Origin of the sequence: Rhodococcus sp. IEGM 1307 (assembly GCF_030056915.1) — a bacterium.
GTDB classification, from domain to species: Bacteria; Actinomycetota; Actinomycetes; order Mycobacteriales; family Mycobacteriaceae; genus Rhodococcus_F; species Rhodococcus_F opacus_D.
In genome coordinates this window covers 234641-250200 of record NZ_JASHKW010000004.1, presented here as the reverse complement: position 1 = coordinate 250200, position 15560 = coordinate 234641, and the positions used below count along the sequence as shown (strand labels likewise).

The following is a 15560-nucleotide window of genomic DNA, read 5'->3' as shown; positions in this document are numbered from 1 at the left end:
CGAATCGTCGCGGTGTTGGCGATCTCGATGACCGGACTCGTGGGGTGCGGTGAGTCGGCAGTGCAACCGGCCGTGCCCGACGCACAGCTCGACGCCACGATTCCGGGGGCGATGGAGCACGCCGCGATTCCCGGGGCCATCGTCGGTGTCTGGCAGGACGGCGCCGCACCCTACGTCCAGGCGTTCGGGGTGGGCGACACGGCCACCGGCGACCCCATGGCGCCCGACCTGTTCATGCGCATCGGCAGCGTAACCAAGACCTTCACCACCACCGCAGTGCTGCAACTGGTCGATCAGGGAAAGGTCGGCCTCGACGATCGGATCGACAGGTATGTGCCCGACGTCCCCAACGGGGACACGATCACCATCCGCCAGTTGGCGGCCATGCGCAGTGGACTTCCCGACTACTCGGAGGTGGTGATCCCGGCGCTCCCGAGTCAGCCGCAGCGCCAATGGACGCCCCAGGAACTGCTCGAGATCAGCTTCAGCCGTCCACCGCTGTTCGCACCGGGCACCGAGTTCGACTACTCCAACACCAATACCGCGCTCCTGGGCCTCGTGGTCGAGAAGGTCTCCGGCGAGCCGCTGAACGCTTACATCGACGAGTACATCACGCGACCCGAGAATCTCGGCCACACCTCGGTCCCGACCGATGCGGCCCTCCCGTCACCGCACGCTCACGGATACACGAAAACAACCGACGGCGAATCGGTGGACGCGACCGACTGGAATCCGTCGTGGGGATTCGGTGCGGGAAACATGATTTCCACGCTCGACGACCTGCGTGTGTGGGTGCGCGACTTGGCGACCGGTGCGTTGCTCTCGCCGGCGACTCAGCGCGAGCGGGAGCAGTTTCAGCCGGCGCCGTCGGAAGGTGCGGGTTCGCTGTATGGACTTGGTGTCGAGTACCAGAACGGCTGGATCGGCCACAACGGAAATATCGCGGGCTACCAGACCTACGCGTATTACCTTCCGCCTGAGGGTAAGACGGTGGTAATGCTGGTCAACACGAACGTCGACCCGCTGGGCGTGTGGAACTTCTTCGCCGAGATCGTGAAGATCATCAGCCCCGATCATCCCTGGCCGGCGCCTCCGTCGTAGAGATCAGATGATAGGAGGTGCCGCGTCATGACCAGGTGTCCTGGTTGTGGGCGGCGGTGGGGACGTGGCATTTTCTCGATGAATCGCAGGGCGACAACCTCATGTAGGCGCCACTGCAGCAGATCTCCGGCGCCGCTCAGGGTTTCGGGCATGAGTACAACGTTGATCTTCACCGGTTCCAGTCCGGCGGCGACGGCGGCGCGGATTCCGGTGAGTACCGACGGCAGTCGGTCCCGGCGGGAAGGACGCGAAGTGCGCGCGGTCGATGGTATTGTCGACCGTCACGTAATTCCCCAGGGGTGTCCGTCACGTAATTCCCCATGCTCGGGCGTGCTGAGTCGAGGGTAACCCGAGCGGGCGGGGTGCGGGTCAGGTTGCGGCGGTGGGGCGGTGTCCGGGTCGTTTGCGGGGTCGGTAGGACGGTCCGTCCATCAGGGTTTGATGGCTGGTGTTGATGAGCCGGTCGAGGAGCGACTCGGCGACGACCGGGTTCGGGAACAGCGGGTACCAGTCCTTCGGGGCGCGGTTGCTCGTCAGAATCAGGGGTTTGCCGGCGATGGCGCGATCGGAAACCAGATCGTAGAGGTCGTCGGACTGGGTGGTGGTGTGCTCACGCATCGCAAAATCATCGATAATCAACACCAGCGGCCGGGTGTATTCGCGCATCCGCTGACCGATGGTGCGGTCGGCATGGCCGCCGGCGAGATCGGCGAGCATGCGGGAGCACTTGACGAACCGCACGTCCCCGCCGCGGCGGGCGACGTGATGCCCAAGCGCTTGTGCCACATGGGTTTTGCCTACTCCAACGGGACCGTAGAGGATCACCGACTCGCCGGCATCGAGCCAGCGCAGGGCGGCCAGGTCCCGCAGCATCGCCGCGGGGAGTTTCGGATTCGCGGTGAAATCGAAGTCCTCGAACGTGGCCGGTTGCTCGAACCGCGCTCGTCGCAGCCGACGGGCCAGCGCCGCGGTTTCCCGGCGGGCGATCTCATCCTCACACAGCACTTGCAGGAACTCGAGGTGTCCGAGCTGCCCGTCCCGGGTCTGAACGAGCCGGGCGTCGAGCGTGTCGAGCATCCCGGTCAACTTCAACGTCTTCAGCGCAGCCCGCAGGCTGGGGTCGTGAATGGTCATGACGATTCCTAGTGGTCTGATGAAAGTAATTGGTGTGCAGCATGCGTCGGTGCAGCGTTCAACAATTCAGGCGGTGCGTTCGGTGTCGAAGGCGTCGGGTCCGCGCAGGAACGCCGGCGCCGGCGTGGGGGCCGGTGTGGGCTCTCCGTCGTGTTCGGTGCCGGCGGCGAGGATGCCCTTGACGGTGCGGTAGCTGGGGTCACCGACCTCGAGGGCGCGGGCGCAGGCCGCGTCCAGGCGGGCGTCGTCGTAGCGGTCCCGCAGTCGGACGATGCCCTGGATCGCCCGCAGCCGGTGCAGCGCGTTGACCTGCGACAACTCGGCGACGACCGCGACGGCGCCGGGACCGATCTGCTCGGCCGCGCCCGACACCAGACCACGGTCTGCAGCGTGTAGGCGATCTTGTGCGGCGGGTAGTGCTCGGGGTTCGTCGACCGCCCCGACAGGTGCAGCACATGCGTGGCGGCCACCTGCTCGGTGTGGAAGATCTGCACCACGTCGCCGCAGGTGCGGACCAGCACCTGCTGGCCGATCAGCCGCCAGGGCACCGAATACAGGGCCTTGCCGGCCTTGACGTGACAGTCCGGGGCGACCTTCCCGACCTGATAGAGGACCAGCTCGAACGGTTTCGGAGGAAGTGCTGTGAGAGTGCGCTTTTCGATGGCGTCGAACACCGCTACGGGTTGCGCACCGTCGAGACCACGGTGATTGTGGAGCCCGTAGACGTCGGTGCACCAGGCCAGGGCAGCGTCCTGCATCTGCGCCAGTGAGGTGAACTCGCGGCCCTTGAAGTACGAGTCGCGGATATAGGGCATCGGGCGCTCGATCCTGGGTTTATCCTTTGGTTTTCCGGCGCGGGCGGGGTCGATCAACACCCGGTAGTAGGCGGCGAGTTCGGCGTAGGCGCGGTTGATCTTCGGGTCGTACAGGTCAGGCCGGTCGACCCCGGTTTTGAGGTTGTCGCACACGATCCGGGCCGGCGTGCCGCCGAAGAACTCGAACGCCGCCACGTGCGAGGCGCACCATGAGGACTGGTCCATCCGCAGCACCGGCTGCACGAACAGCATCCGTGAGCAGGACAGGATAATCGCGAACGCCCACACCGCCACCCGCCGGTCGGTGGCCGGGTTGCGCCACATGCCGAGCTTGCCGTAGTCGACCTGGGCCTCGTCGCCAGGCGGGACCGCGCCACGGGCCACAGTCACCTTCGACTCCGCCACCTTCTCAGCGAATTGTGCTGCCACATACCGTCGTACGGTCGATTCCGACACCGCGACGCCGAGGTCGTCGCGCAGGCGTTGCGCAATCGTCGCTACCGTCACCGACGCCGTCAGCTGCCCGTCGATCCAGTCGTGGTGCGCGGCGATCGCCGGCCATGTCACCGCCCGCGCCGCCGGGTCGCCGACCTCCGGGAACCATCCGGTGATCAGCTCCCACCAGAGCGGCTCGTCGAACTTCCCTCCCTCGCCCGGTGTCAACCCGGCCGCCACGGCGGGAGCCAGGTATTTCCGGATGGTTTTTCGGTCGATATCCAGGGCCTCCGCGATCTGCACCTGGGACCGGCCGGCATGCCAATGCCGGAACAACTCCATCAGATCGATCATCGTCCACGTTCTCCTCGCCACCGTCAGGCCCCTTCCCGGGCCCCGTTGTCGGTGACCCAGTCAGGAGCGAACCTGCAGCAGCACCCGAACCCCCGGCCGACACGCCCCAGGGGTGGGGAATTACGTGACGGCGGGGTGGGGAATTACGTGACGGACAAACCCCTCAACCTGGGGAATTACATGACCGCTGACAATGGTATCGAGTGAGACGTTGACTCGGGTCAGTCCCGCATCGGCGAGCCGGTGTGCGCGATGTTCGAGGCCGACGGCGTTCGCGGTCATCGCGAGGGGAATGCCCGGTACCCGTTGTGAACAACCGGCGATGATCTGGTCGAGGTCCGCGCTCGCTCGTTGGCTCATTACCCGGCACGAGCGTGCGCACGCCTGGACCATCGCCGGTGCGCGAAGTCGGCAGAGCCGAATCGCACACCGATCGGCCTATGACACGTGATTCACGATCGGACCGGATCGTGGCGGTCGGTGAAGTCGAGGAAGCGGGGAATCACCTGCTCGGGATTCGCCCACAACAGGTCGTGCCCGATGCCCGGATAGATCTCGACCTCGACCGACGGGATGTGCTCACGGGCGCGGGCGGCTCCCAGCTCAGGATCGCCGCAATCGAACAGCCGGCGACGCAGGTGTTCGGTGTCTTCCGACATTGTCCATTCCAACACTCTTCGGGAAACGGCAGGTCCTACTGGGACGGCAGGTCCTACTGGGACGGCAAGTCCTATTGGGACAGCGGTGCGCCGACGACCGATCACCGCGGCGTAGACCTTAGCGGGCACCGCCAACCGCCCCCACACCGTGCTACCGGCATGGGCGGGCTCACGCGCTGCGTAGTGAACGTTCCTTGCATGGACAAAGCGCAAATGCTCCTTAGTAGCTGGAGTAGTCGTTGGCTCCCGCGACCATCGCGATCGTCAGGACGTAGAACGCGATCAACGTCGTGTTGAGGATGATGAAGATCCACAGGGCCGTCTTGCCGAGGCACTTCGTCCGGTGGGAGGCATGCGCCGCGCCCAGGTAGTCGCCGGTCGCCCACAGCGGATACACCCGGGAGGAGTGGTTGAACGCGGCGAACGCGAGCGGCCAGAAGAAGATGATGGCTGCGGCGGCCCAGCCGGCGTTCGATTTTGGCGGCGCGGGCTGGGGCGCCCCATAGGTCGGCATGGACTGGGCGGGGAACGACTGGCCGGACATGGGCGACGATGTCGGGTACATAGTTGGGAGCTCCTTCAACGGGCTGTCGAATTCGTGCTGTTATCAGTGAGATGCGTTCGAAGACGCGAAAGTTCCCACAAGTTCGGGGAACACCTCGGACTAATTGCGGTGGTCGCGGATGACGGGTTCGTCGCGGTGGTCGCGGACGACCGGACCCGTGGGCTCGTCGCGGTGGTCGCGGATGACGGGTTCGTCGCGGTGGTCGCGGATGACGGGTTCGTCGCGGTGGTCGCGGATCACCGGCGGCTCTGCGACCGGCGGGTCGGCAACGGGTGGTTCTTCGACCGGCGGGTCGGCAACGGGTGGTTCTTCGACCGGCGAATCGACAACGGGGGGTTCTTCGACCGGCGAATCGACAACGGGTGGCTCCGCTACCGGCGGATCGGCGACCGGCGGGGATGGGGGCGAACCGGGATCCGCGGGGGCCGGGCCGACGATCGTGCCCGGGTTCACAGGGGCTGGGCCGGGGTTCGCGGCGCCGTCACCGGACGGGTCAGCCCCGACGGCTCCTCCCGCAGTCGCGCTACCGTCGGGCCCGACGGTAGCGGGAAAGTTGCCGGGGAATTGCGTCCGCGCGTCCGCGATGTCTCTGCCGGTCTGTGGTGCGCTTCCAGGGACGACCTGCACTGTGGTGCCCTGTTCCCGGCCGGGAAGCGGAATGCCGCGCAGATCGTCGTCCGCGAGGACGATGGCAGTCGTCGCGGCCAGGGAGATTGACAGCGCCGCGAGGGCGCCGATCGCGATGCGGGCGCCGGTGTTTCGAGCCATGAAGTGCCTCCAACAGGGGGTACGGGATGGGATGACAGGCCTTATCCTGCGGCCCCGACGGACGACGGGACAGGCACCCGAGGGTCACTGTCGCCCACCCCGATGGGGCGCCCCGATACCCCATCGGGATGGGCGACAGCGCCCCAGCGTTGGTTAACTCTTTGACATCCTGCGTGAATGTCCGCGTGCGGGTTTCCACTGAATAGGGGTTGAACACGTGATTGTGATCGGGAGCGAGGCCAACGAGCACATCGCGTTGTCGCTCGGGGCAAATGCCCGGCCCTGACGAGCTGTTCCGGCGTTCGCCAGGGTGCCGATCGCGATCCGGGTGGGGGTTCACCGGTGATCTGACCGCGGAACTGATCCTGAGCGAATTCGTCGCTTTCCGGGACGGGCTACAGCAGGTCTACGAGACCCTGGCTGGACAGCGACCCTCGCCGGCTCGATCACACTCGTAGTGCACCTGAGAGCCGCGGCACCAAGTCCCATCGGACCCGCCGACCTGCTATGGATGCCGTACCGGCAAGGCGCACGGTTGAGTTCAGCGTTAATGCGCGTCGCGGTGCGCCGGCTCCTGGACAACCCTGGCGACCTCGCGGGCGATCTAAAGATCGTTGCGCCGGTGCACGACCTGTGACCGCCACCGCCCACCGTCCGGGTCGATGTCGCCTCGACGACGAACTCCTCATGCACGTCGACGCCCTCGCCGACCGGCTCGGCTCGGACCGCCAGGAGCTGGTGTATCTGGCGGCCAAACGCATCCCCCGGTTCCGCGGCAACATCGAGAACTGGAGGCTCGACGAAATGTTCCGCGGCCCGAAAAACCGTAAGCACATGCTGGCCAAACCTGCCCGCCGCGAGAAGATCCGTCGGATGGACCGCGGCAGCGACACCTGACCTGCGAGAATGGACGGTGGGTCGGGCCCGCACCACCGGAGGACCCATGTCTCGGTTTCTGCGCCTCACCCTCGCCGCGGCGGCAACAGCGGCTGCAGCGATGTCCCTAACCGCAGCACCCGCACACGCAGCACCGCCCGTCCCGAGTGGATGCGCATGGCAGAGTTTCGTCATTGGCGGGCTGTCGACGTGTGCACCGAGTTCGGTGAAATCCCATCAGGTGGAGGTGTTGTGCCATCTGCTCGGAGGATTCCCCTATATGGACTTTTCCGTGTGGGGGCCGGCGGTGCCCACCTCCCTGCCGTCGATCGCGCTGTGCCCGCCGCTTCACGTTGGACTCGGCGGCACTGTGCACACCCGATAGCGCAGGCGCGGCTTCCCGCACCGCCCACGCTGCAAGTGACCTCGGGAAATGGCATTGCCCGCTTTACCGGCGTGAACGCGGTCAACCACACCGGTTGGCCTCGGCCACCATGAGCCGCAGAGTCAGATAAGCATGTGCGGCGACCGCTGCAGCCGCTGCGGCGGCTCCGGCGAAGAGGGTGGCGGCGAGCGAGGGTCAGACGAAAAGGGGGAATCCGCCACAGTTCGGTGACCCGGAGCTGCCGTCGGGCGGCGGCAGTCCATGACAGCCGACTGCTCCGGCGGTGTTCTCGATCTTGGATGGTGGTCGGGTCGCGTACCGGGTCGAGTGATGCTTATGCTCGATTTCGGGAGTTTCGCCGAGCGAAGAGGTGTGTCAGCATGGCCCGAGACAGTGGCAACCGGCCGGTAGGTGGCCCGGAGTTGACGGTTGGTGTCCGGGTGCTGGTCCGCCGGAGTTCCGGGGCCGATCTCACCGGTGAGGTTGTCGAGGATTACGCGGCGGTGACTGATCCGGGCGGTGGTGGGCATGAGTGGGCGCCGGTGCATCGGTGGGCGGTCGCGCTCGACGACGGGCGGCTGGTCTTCGCCGACACCGAGGACCTGACCATCGATCCGGGCTCCTACCGTTCCGCCCCGAACCCGAACCCGGATTCGGCTGCGCGGACACCCGGCCGTCACCGGGGAGAATGATCGGCGGCAGCCGCTTCGTGGCCAGTTCTGGTCGGCGTCAAACATCGTGCACAGAATTGCGCTAGCAGTCAGTCGATTACATGAATCACGTGGATGAGGTCCTGAAGGGGTACGTCGATCTCACCGCATGATCGGTCGGGGTATGCCTCAGTCGTGGCATAGCCGCACCGGATGTGTTTTGCGCTGTGGTGTTGTTCGGAACTGAGGCTTCCGGTTTACCGTGTCGGGTATGAGACCTGATGAGGCTCGCGTGGCTCGGGACTTCGCGGGGTGGTTATCGTCTCAGGGGTGGACGGTCCGCACCGATACGGATGTCGTCGACATCGTTGCCGACAAGGACGGACGCCGGCTCTATGTCGAGGTCAAGGGTGCGAGCTCCGCGCCGGGGTTGGATGTCGATACCGCCATCGGGCAGCTCGTGCGGCGGATGCCGAGCGAACCGGATCAGTCGGTGTCGTTTGCTCTGGTCGTGCGTGATGAGCCGCGATCGGTGGAAGCGGCGGTGCGGGCACCACAACGGATTCTCGATCTGTTGGGGATGGCGCTGTATGCCGTTGATGACAACGGTGGGGTGCGGCAGCTCTTTGGCCGCGTGTGAAGACCTTCCCCCGGAGCGTGAGCGGGGACGGTCGGCGGTGTGGAGATACCGTCGCCAGGTCCCGCGAGAGTGGGGTAGTGCAGTGATGGGGCGGTAGCTCGGTCGGTTAGAGCCGTGGACTCGTAATCGGTTGGTCGCGGGTTCGAGCCCCGCCCGCCCCACCTCGTGTCGCCTGCGAGGCCGCAGGGAGGTCCGTGGAGGGCGAATCAGGCCGTGGCGGCGGCGATCGAGGGTGTGCGATGCGGACCAATCTGAGGGCGGCCGCGCTTCTCGGTTGGTCCGACCGTGTTCAGGCGCAGTCGCGGCAGAGTTGTTGCGCGGCGTCGGCGAGGCGGCTGCGGTGGTGGACGAGGAAGCAACTGGTGCAGGTGAATTCGTCCGGCTGCTTGGGGATGACGCGGACGGTGAGTTCTGGGTCTTCGGACCCGTCAGATTAGAGGGTCCGGTGCCGCGACATGCGCTCGGGGGCAGAATGTGCTGTGGACTCAACCGCTTCGGTCGGTGGGTGGTCGTGAGCGCGGTCCGGTTGCGTGGTGCGTGTCTCCCATTGTCGTTCTCTGGTAGGTGATATGACCTTCCGGGGTCGAGCCCAGTGGGTGGCCGGGACCCGTTCTGCGGCAGCAGGTGGGATTGGGTCCGCAGCCGGGTGTCCAGTCCTACCGGGCGTGCTACTCGCGACCCGTGGTCGCCCATGTCATTCGAACGAATGACACCGGAGCATCGGGGCGTGGGGATGCGCGTGTCGACAGCGCGGCACTGGACTGAATGGGCACTGCACGTCTCCAGCCAGAGCTGAGGATCGAGCCGCACGGTTACCAATGTCGGCTTGAGTTTTTCACTGCCGACATGTACAACAAAATCTATATGCGCCGACATAGATAAATTCGTTGCGACGAGCCAGACCGTCAAGGAGAACCGATGACCGCACACCCTCCGCGCCCCGTTCCCCGCGACCGCGAGGTCCTCGTGCTCCGCGCCGGCAGTGGCGGAGCCATCGCCGGGGGATTGATCGTCACACTGGCCCTCGGTGCGCTGACTCTCCTCTCGTCCCTACCCACCTGACCAGTGGTGACGCCACGCCCCGCCACCTGCACGCCGTCACGTCGCGCATGACCACCACGAAGGTTTGTGCGGGGCGTCGACCGGTATCTGGACGTTTGTGCAGATCGCTGGTTGCTGCCGGTGTGCTAGAACTGATCACGCATCGTCAGTGACGTGGCTCACATTCACGTCACGGTCGGGATGGTTGTCGGCACACCGGCACGTTCCGGTCGATGCACGAGAGCAAAGGACACATCACATGATCGAGGACACCGCAGAATCACCCCCCACCCCGGTTCCGAGCCCGACGCGCCTTCTTTCCCGCCGGCGCCCCGACGGTCGCGAACTACTCGCCAGCGCGAAGGGCATCCTGATGGCCGCCCGCGGCTGCAGCGACGCCCAGGCATTCGACGAACTCCTCGACGTCTCCCGCCGTCATCACCTGACCGTCCTCGGTGCCGCCCGGAATTTGGTCGACCTCGCCGCCGGATCCCCGACCCGTCGGCGGACACCGGACGCCGTCCGGTTCGACGAATGGGAGCAACTACTCACCCAACTCCCACAGCGGCACGCCCACGCCAGCTGAAGCAAAGCGGGAACACACCTCAGCGGAATCAAAGGATGCGATCGACACCCCTTCCGGAAACCGTTCAGGGCCAACCGATCTGGCTTGATTCAGTCCCTCGACACGGGGAGTGCGGTCGACGACGCCCGGCTCCGGCGTCCGCGGAAATGCTGACTCGGCACCGCCACCCAGCGGTCCGGCAACGGGGCGAAGTCGGTTCGGTGGTTCTACACTGAGTGCCACGGAGGTGTCCCGGTGGACAACCGTTCCGCTCGGTGGCCGTTGTGGGTGCTCGCGGCGGCGCCCCGGCGGTGGGGAGGGTGGCATTGACCTCACCGCCGCCGGTTTCCTCTCGGCGCCGCCATGCTGGCCGGTGCGCTCGGGGCCAACGCAGGGTCCATGATCCCGGCCGCGTGGCCAACCTGGTGCGCCATGGTCGGTGCCGATGTGTCCATACGGTCAGCGATCCGTGCGGCGCTCGCGCTCGCCCTCACTCGCTCTGATCGCCGCCGGAACTGGAGACCTCGTGCCATGCAACAACTTCTCGCCGACCACGAAGATATTGTCAACGTTGTGATGGTCATGGTTGTCGTAGCGCTCGCCGCTGCCGCGGTGTGGACGATCTTCCGTTGACCGGTCACGGTGCCGGGTCTGCTGGTGCAGCTCGAGTTCCACGCACGGTGGTCGTTGCTTCCCTGCGACCCCCACGCTGTGTCTCTTGCGTGTGCGATGGTTGCGGCGGGCGAGGTGGCCCACCAACCGGAGTGAGCGCCCAACGGTCACCGCAGCTGGTGGGCCCTACCACCCGAATCGCTATGTGTCCGAACGAACTCGGGAGGTAGCGTCAGTAGAGTATCCGCCGACGTGGCCATCGAAACCCAGAGGGCTTATGTCTCGGAAACGGTGCTGTTCGGGTGTTCAGCCAGAACAGTGCGCCCCATTCGGTGCGGGCCGCGCGGGCGGCGGTGGGCTCGGGCAACTCGTTGCCGCTGGCGAGGGCGACCAGGGCCTCGGCGAGGGTGAAGACGGACAGCCGTGACGGCGGGCCGCATTCACCAGTTCGTCGAAAGCGTCTGCGGTCCCGATCCGGCGGATCCCGATGAGCACCCCCTCGGCGGTGTCGAGGGCGCGGGTACGAGCTCCCGGACCGCGGGGATTGGTTGTGGTCTGACTGTGCAATGCTGCCATCGACGACACCTCCGCCGAAATCTTGGGAATGGGTTCCTCTCGGTCGTGCCCGGTCGGGTCCGAACTCACACTTTTACGCCTCCACCAGCTGCTGGACCCGGCGACGGAATCGCTTAAGATCTCTATCCTGACCAGCGCTGACGGAGTAGTTTCGACGTCACCGCGGACAGGTAGATGATCCGCGACGGAGAAAAGCGCTCACGAGGAAGCACGGCGCCGGCGTCGGCGAAGCCCCGACGTTAATGCATACGTGTTCGCGGTCGCGCGGGCACTAAAACGCCGACACGATCCGCCGATGGGACGAGGTCAGTTTCGATGCGGTGGTCGTGGTGTCGAGGCAGTTCCGGCACTACAGCGGACGCGACATCCTGATCGCGTGGAACCACTATTTCGGGTGGTCGTTGGGAATCGAGGGTCGCGCTGCGATCGTGTCCTGATCATTTCCGGGCTCGGGATCGGCCGTCGCCCGCAACCCGAGAACATCGCCGACCGAACTGACGAGCTCGTCGCCGACCTGCTGCACCGCGAATATCGAGCCCGGACAGTTTTCCGGTTCCCACTGTCGTCTACCGGCTCGGTACCGGCCCCGCCGCGCACGGGCCGTTCCGGCGGTGACGGACCGCCGGTTCCCGGTTGGGGGAGCGGTGCCTCGGCGAGGTCGGGATGCGCCGGCTGCGCACGGAAGTCGGGCGCTGGCGATTTGTCGGTGGCAGGGCCCGGACAGGAGAGGACGCCGGGGGCATGACGACGAGGCCGCGATCCGACCGTGGGTGCAGTCCGTACCCGTGGACATCGGTCCCCGGCGCCCACGGCGGCGGGGGTGGTCCTGGGCGACTGCGGCGAGCACCAGGATCCGGAAACCGCGGGCCTCGTCAGACAGTGAGACGGGCTCGGACCCGAGATCGGCGCCGGTGAGCAACTCGAACCCGCACGACACTTCGTTGTTGTCGGCTCCGAGCGGACGCGCAGCAGAGACCCGTACTCCCCGACCAGCGAGATCATCACCGAGTGGAATGGGGCGGTGCGCAGGCCACCCGCACGTCTGCGTGACCGCCGCCGGCAGGTTCCGTTCGCCGACCTCCTGCAGGCGCAGCCCCCCGATCCGGGACTGCGGCCGACCACAAGAATGTCGCTGGGGTCTGCGGGTCTACTCGTGGGGTTGGGGGTGTTGGGCGAGTTCTTGGAGGCGGTCGCGCATCTCGTGTGGGCTGATGGTGGTGAGGTGGGTGAGGATTCGGGTGCCGGTGCAGGTGGTGTCGGCGAGGAGGGCGAGGAGGAGGTGTTCGGTGCCGATGGTGTCGTGTCCGAGTAGGGAGGCTTCCCGCAGGCTTTGGGCGAGGGTCTTTTTCAGGGTCGGGGTGAAGGGGGGACCGGCACATCCGGGGTCGGTGTTCGGGTAGGCGGGGATCTCGTCGAGAGCGGTGTCGAGGTGGGGGCCGGTGATTCCCCAGGGTGGCACCGGTGGGGCCGCCGGCGGCGTGGATGCCGGTGAGGAGGTGTTCGCCGAGGTGGTTGTGGTGGTGGGTGCGGGCCGCGTCGGAGGCGAGCACGACGACGTGGCGTGCTTGGTCGCTGAATTTGTCGAACACCGTTTGATCACTCCCTCGGCGAGTGCCCTGCGCGGGGGTGGAGAGCTGGCGCCCTTCCAGTCTCCGTGTGGGGGCGCTGAGCCTGCAACGATGAGTCGCCTCGGTGAGGATGGGTCGTCGCTCGGTTGCGGCCCCGGGTGATCTCGGAGCGCATGCAGGCGTGGGCCGCGCAGCGCGGGCTACGTGGAACAGCCCGGACCTGCGTCCACAGGTCCGGCGAATTTCGCACCGGGCCACACCGGGAGCTGCGCTTCCACATGGGGTAGCCGCGCCCCGCCGGGCTCTTGAAACGGTCCTCGCGGGCTGACCGGGTGCCGGACGTCTTGGTCCGTGCCGATGAGCGTTGCTTCCGTTGCGCGGCACCGGGTCCGGGGGTGACCGACCGGAAATCACGGCGGTGGTCTTCATGGGGGTGTCGGCGAGATTCGGGTCGGGCGTCGTTCGCTTTCGGACGGGGATCGGATCAGTCCTTGTTTGTTATGTGGGTCGGCTACCGTGGGGGTTTGTGGCAGCAGGTATTCCGGGGCCGTCGGACAAGATGACGCCGAGCCCCGAGGTTGGGCTCGACTTCGCTCGGGAGTGGGTGGAGTTCCTCGATCCCGACGACGCCGAGCATCTCATCGCCGCGGACATGACGTGGCTGCTCTCGCACTGGACCTGCGTGTTCGGCACCCCGGCCTGCCAGGGCATCATCGCGGGTCGACCCGACGACGGTTGCTGCTCGCATGGCGCGTTCTTCTCGGACGAGGAGGATGTCGCGAGGTTGCGCGAGTCGGTGAAGCTGCTCAGACCCGAGGACTGGCAGTTCATGAAGCAGGGTCTCGGGAAGAAGGGGTACATCGAGGAGGACGAGCTCGACGACGAGCCGGCGCTGCGGACCCGCCGATACAAGGGTGCATGCATCTTCCTCAACCGTCCCGGCTTCGAGGGTGGCATCGGGTGCGCGCTGCACTCGATGGCACTCGAGCGCGGCATCGAGCCGCTCGAGGTCAAACCCGACGTGTGCTGGCAGCTGCCGATCCGGCGCACCCAGGAATGGGTGGAGCGACCCGACGGCGAGCAGGTCCTGAAGACGACGATCAGCGAGTACGACCGGCGCGGGTGGGGTGCGGGCGGCGCGGATCTGGACTGGTACTGCTCCGGCTCGCCGGACGCGCACGTCGGCGCGAAGGCGGTGTGGCAGTCGTATGCGCCGGAGCTGACCGAGTTGCTCGGTGAGGCCGCGTATCGGGAGCTGGCTCGGCTCTGCAAGCGACGCCAAGGCCTCGGCCTGGTCGCCGTGCACCCGGCGACCGCGGTCGCCGAGAAGAAACCCCGGTAGCGGAGTGGCGGTCCCTGAACGTCGACCCCGGTGACAGAGTTATGGGCGTCTACGGCGCAAGAGTCGGGTATCGCTGCGATTCGCAGGCGGCAGCGTGGTTGCCAAGTAGGCTCTCCGATCCCGACTAGTGTCGGTGTTCGGTTAGGGGCCCTCGAATGTAGTGCCGTGAGATGGACGTGATCAGGGAGCAGCTTTGCGCCGGTGGCGCTGGCCCGGTCCTACGACGCCGACAGCACTCCAACTCGCAAACTCGCACACTCGCACCAGGGTGACACTGACGGCAGGTCCTCTGAGGATCACGGCTGAGAAGTCGCCGAGGCGCATCAGCTGGTGGCCCGACTGATCGCCAAGTCCCCGGAACTGCGCGGTATCAGGCGACCGTCCGGCCGGTGAACGGAATCGTGAATCAGGTGCGGCGGGGTGTCGATAGAGGTGCGATCACCGCCAGGTTCACGGTGGTCATGCTGGCGGGTAACCCGATCTGCGGCCGCTCGGCGGTCAGGGTCACCGTCCGTACCGGTGGCGGGACGGGCAGCCAATACAGCGGCTCGCTGCGGTAGGTGCAGATCCCGGTGGCGGTGGCCTGCAGATCCGGGCGGGGCAAGGTATGGGTCCGCGACCGCGAGGTCGGCGGTTCCGGCCCACACGTTCAGAGAGGACCACCGGGCCGACGGGACCGCGAGGTCGGTCAGCGGCCGGGTCTGGTGCAGGGCGCGTCGTGCCGGTCGACCGGTCGCGGTCAGGGCCAGCTGCACCGGGAGCCCGGACGGGTACGCCGTGATCCGCACCAGTTCCAGGGTCAGGTGGGTGTGTGCGCTCAGCTGTCGGTGACCGTGCACCCGGTCACCGGCGCACGGCGGTGGGGCGGTCGAGGGCCAGCGTGGACTGCGCACGGAAGTGATGGTGCACCACCACCGGGAACCTGGCAAGAGCGGCGAGACGAACCAAAACGGTTGTACCGGTGAGTAACCGGCGATGGTCGGAGGGGCCGGGTTTTCGGGTCGCCTGCTGGAGGTGAGGGTGCTTATGCTCCAACCCCGGGTTCACCGAGCAAACGAGGTGCAGCAGATGGCCCACAGAAGCGGTAGCAGGCTGGTTCGCGGCCCGGAGTTGACGATCGGTGCCCGGGTGTTGGTCCGCAGGAGGGCTGAAGCGGACGTCACCGGTGAGGTCGTCGAGGACTTCGCGGTGCTGACCGAATCCGGGGGCACTGGTTACGAGTGGGCGCCGGCGCATCGGTGGGCGGTCGCGCTCGACGATGGTCGCCTGATCTTCGCCGACTCCGAGGACCTCACCATCGATCCCAGCTCCGGCCGCCCTGCGGAACCGGAGTTGGCGCCCAAGCCGGTCACATCCCCGGGGGAGTGAGAGGCGGACAGACAGGCCCGCGACCTGTTCAGGCGGACGATCGGTGGGTACTTCCGGTCGGACAGGATCGGCGGCGTCGTCGATCTCGGCGATGGTGGAGCGGGGC

The 15560-nt window shown here is 66.6% G+C and carries 15 protein-coding genes, 1 tRNA gene and 4 pseudogenes; 9 read left to right on the top strand and 11 right to left on the bottom strand.

Translation table 11 applies throughout. From position 1 onward, the window contains the following. Nucleotides 1-27 precede the first annotated feature (27 nt). On the top strand, nucleotides 28-1101 hold the full coding sequence (locus tag QM841_RS09830) for a serine hydrolase domain-containing protein (RefSeq protein ID WP_502943243.1): 1074 nt from the start codon (nucleotides 28-30) through the stop codon (nucleotides 1099-1101). Nucleotides 1102-1166: 65 nt separating this feature from the next. On the opposite strand, the pseudogene QM841_RS09825 reads toward QM841_RS09830, so the two are convergent. The 7 genes and pseudogenes from QM841_RS09825 to QM841_RS09795 all read right to left on the bottom strand — a co-directional run. Continuing rightward, nucleotides 1167-1374: pseudogene (locus QM841_RS09825) on the bottom strand (GTP 3',8-cyclase MoaA); the annotation flags it as partial. Between the two features lie 96 nt (nucleotides 1375-1470). Then, nucleotides 1471-2235, bottom strand: a complete 765-nt coding sequence (gene istB / locus QM841_RS09820) for an IS21-like element helper ATPase IstB (protein ID WP_283331852.1) — start codon at nucleotides 2233-2235, stop codon at nucleotides 1471-1473. Between the two features lie 66 nt (nucleotides 2236-2301). Continuing rightward, a pseudogene (gene istA, locus QM841_RS09815) lies at nucleotides 2302-3839 on the bottom strand (IS21 family transposase). A 180-nt stretch (nucleotides 3840-4019) separates the two neighbouring features. Further along, a pseudogene (locus QM841_RS09810) lies at nucleotides 4020-4178 on the bottom strand (GTP 3',8-cyclase MoaA); the annotation flags it as partial. 113 nt (nucleotides 4179-4291) lie between these two features. Next, nucleotides 4292-4498: an alpha/beta fold hydrolase gene (locus QM841_RS09805; RefSeq protein WP_283331851.1), complete on the bottom strand. Its 207-nt coding sequence runs from the start codon at nucleotides 4496-4498 to the stop codon at nucleotides 4292-4294. A 220-nt stretch (nucleotides 4499-4718) separates the two neighbouring features. After that, entirely contained in the window at nucleotides 4719-5063 is a 345-nt protein-coding gene (locus tag QM841_RS09800) for a CD225/dispanin family protein (RefSeq protein ID WP_283331850.1), read from the bottom strand. Between the two features lie 99 nt (nucleotides 5064-5162). Next, complete coding sequence (locus QM841_RS09795) at nucleotides 5163-5831, bottom strand: hypothetical protein (protein ID WP_283331849.1); 669 nt, start codon at nucleotides 5829-5831, stop codon at nucleotides 5163-5165. Nucleotides 5832-6464: 633 nt separating this feature from the next. Between QM841_RS09795 and QM841_RS09790 the strand changes: the two genes are divergently transcribed. The 4 genes from QM841_RS09790 (at nucleotide 6465) to QM841_RS09775 (ending at nucleotide 8543) form a co-directional block, all read left to right on the top strand. After that, nucleotides 6465-6728, top strand: coding sequence for a hypothetical protein (locus tag QM841_RS09790; RefSeq protein WP_280783797.1), 264 nt, complete (start codon nucleotides 6465-6467; stop codon nucleotides 6726-6728). A 744-nt stretch (nucleotides 6729-7472) separates the two neighbouring features. Then, on the top strand, nucleotides 7473-7784 hold the full coding sequence (locus QM841_RS09785; RefSeq protein WP_283331848.1) for a hypothetical protein: 312 nt from the start codon (nucleotides 7473-7475) through the stop codon (nucleotides 7782-7784). A 250-nt stretch (nucleotides 7785-8034) separates the two neighbouring features. Continuing rightward, nucleotides 8035-8382, top strand: a complete 348-nt coding sequence (locus QM841_RS09780) for a hypothetical protein (protein WP_283331847.1) — start codon at nucleotides 8035-8037, stop codon at nucleotides 8380-8382. Nucleotides 8383-8469: 87 nt separating this feature from the next. After that, nucleotides 8470-8543: transfer RNA gene (locus QM841_RS09775), tRNA-Thr, on the top strand. A 128-nt stretch (nucleotides 8544-8671) separates the two neighbouring features. Here QM841_RS09775 and QM841_RS09770 read toward each other — a convergent pair. Further along, nucleotides 8672-8794: pseudogene (locus QM841_RS09770) on the bottom strand (DUF4193 family protein); the annotation flags it as partial. 506 nt (nucleotides 8795-9300) lie between these two features. On the opposite strand from QM841_RS09770, the gene QM841_RS09765 reads away from it, so the two are divergent. Together QM841_RS09765 and QM841_RS09760 are read left to right on the top strand one after the other, a co-directional pair. Beyond that, nucleotides 9301-9444, top strand: coding sequence for a hypothetical protein (locus tag QM841_RS09765; protein WP_280783795.1), 144 nt, complete (start codon nucleotides 9301-9303; stop codon nucleotides 9442-9444). 238 nt (nucleotides 9445-9682) lie between these two features. Next, nucleotides 9683-10009 (top strand): ANTAR domain-containing protein, encoded by a 327-nt coding sequence (locus tag QM841_RS09760; RefSeq protein WP_283331846.1) that lies wholly within the window; start codon nucleotides 9683-9685, stop codon nucleotides 10007-10009. 438 nt (nucleotides 10010-10447) lie between these two features. Here QM841_RS09760 and QM841_RS09755 read toward each other — a convergent pair whose 3' ends face one another. After that, nucleotides 10448-10663 (bottom strand): hypothetical protein, encoded by a 216-nt coding sequence (locus QM841_RS09755; RefSeq protein WP_280783793.1) that lies wholly within the window; start codon nucleotides 10661-10663, stop codon nucleotides 10448-10450. Between the two features lie 1660 nt (nucleotides 10664-12323). Beyond that, nucleotides 12324-12635, bottom strand: coding sequence for a Clp protease N-terminal domain-containing protein (locus QM841_RS09745; protein ID WP_283331845.1), 312 nt, complete (start codon nucleotides 12633-12635; stop codon nucleotides 12324-12326). 668 nt (nucleotides 12636-13303) lie between these two features. Here QM841_RS09745 and QM841_RS09740 point away from each other — a divergent pair. Next, entirely contained in the window at nucleotides 13304-14086 is a 783-nt protein-coding gene (locus tag QM841_RS09740; RefSeq protein WP_283331966.1) for a DUF3109 family protein, read from the top strand. Nucleotides 14087-14492: 406 nt separating this feature from the next. Here the strand turns inward: QM841_RS09740 and QM841_RS09735 are convergent, their stop codons facing one another. Then, complete coding sequence (locus QM841_RS09735) at nucleotides 14493-14690, bottom strand: hypothetical protein (protein ID WP_280783789.1); 198 nt, start codon at nucleotides 14688-14690, stop codon at nucleotides 14493-14495. 464 nt (nucleotides 14691-15154) lie between these two features. Between QM841_RS09735 and QM841_RS09730 the strand changes: the two genes are divergently transcribed. After that, nucleotides 15155-15454, top strand: a complete 300-nt coding sequence (locus QM841_RS09730) for a hypothetical protein (RefSeq protein WP_283331844.1) — start codon at nucleotides 15155-15157, stop codon at nucleotides 15452-15454. Nucleotides 15455-15560 lie beyond the last annotated feature (106 nt).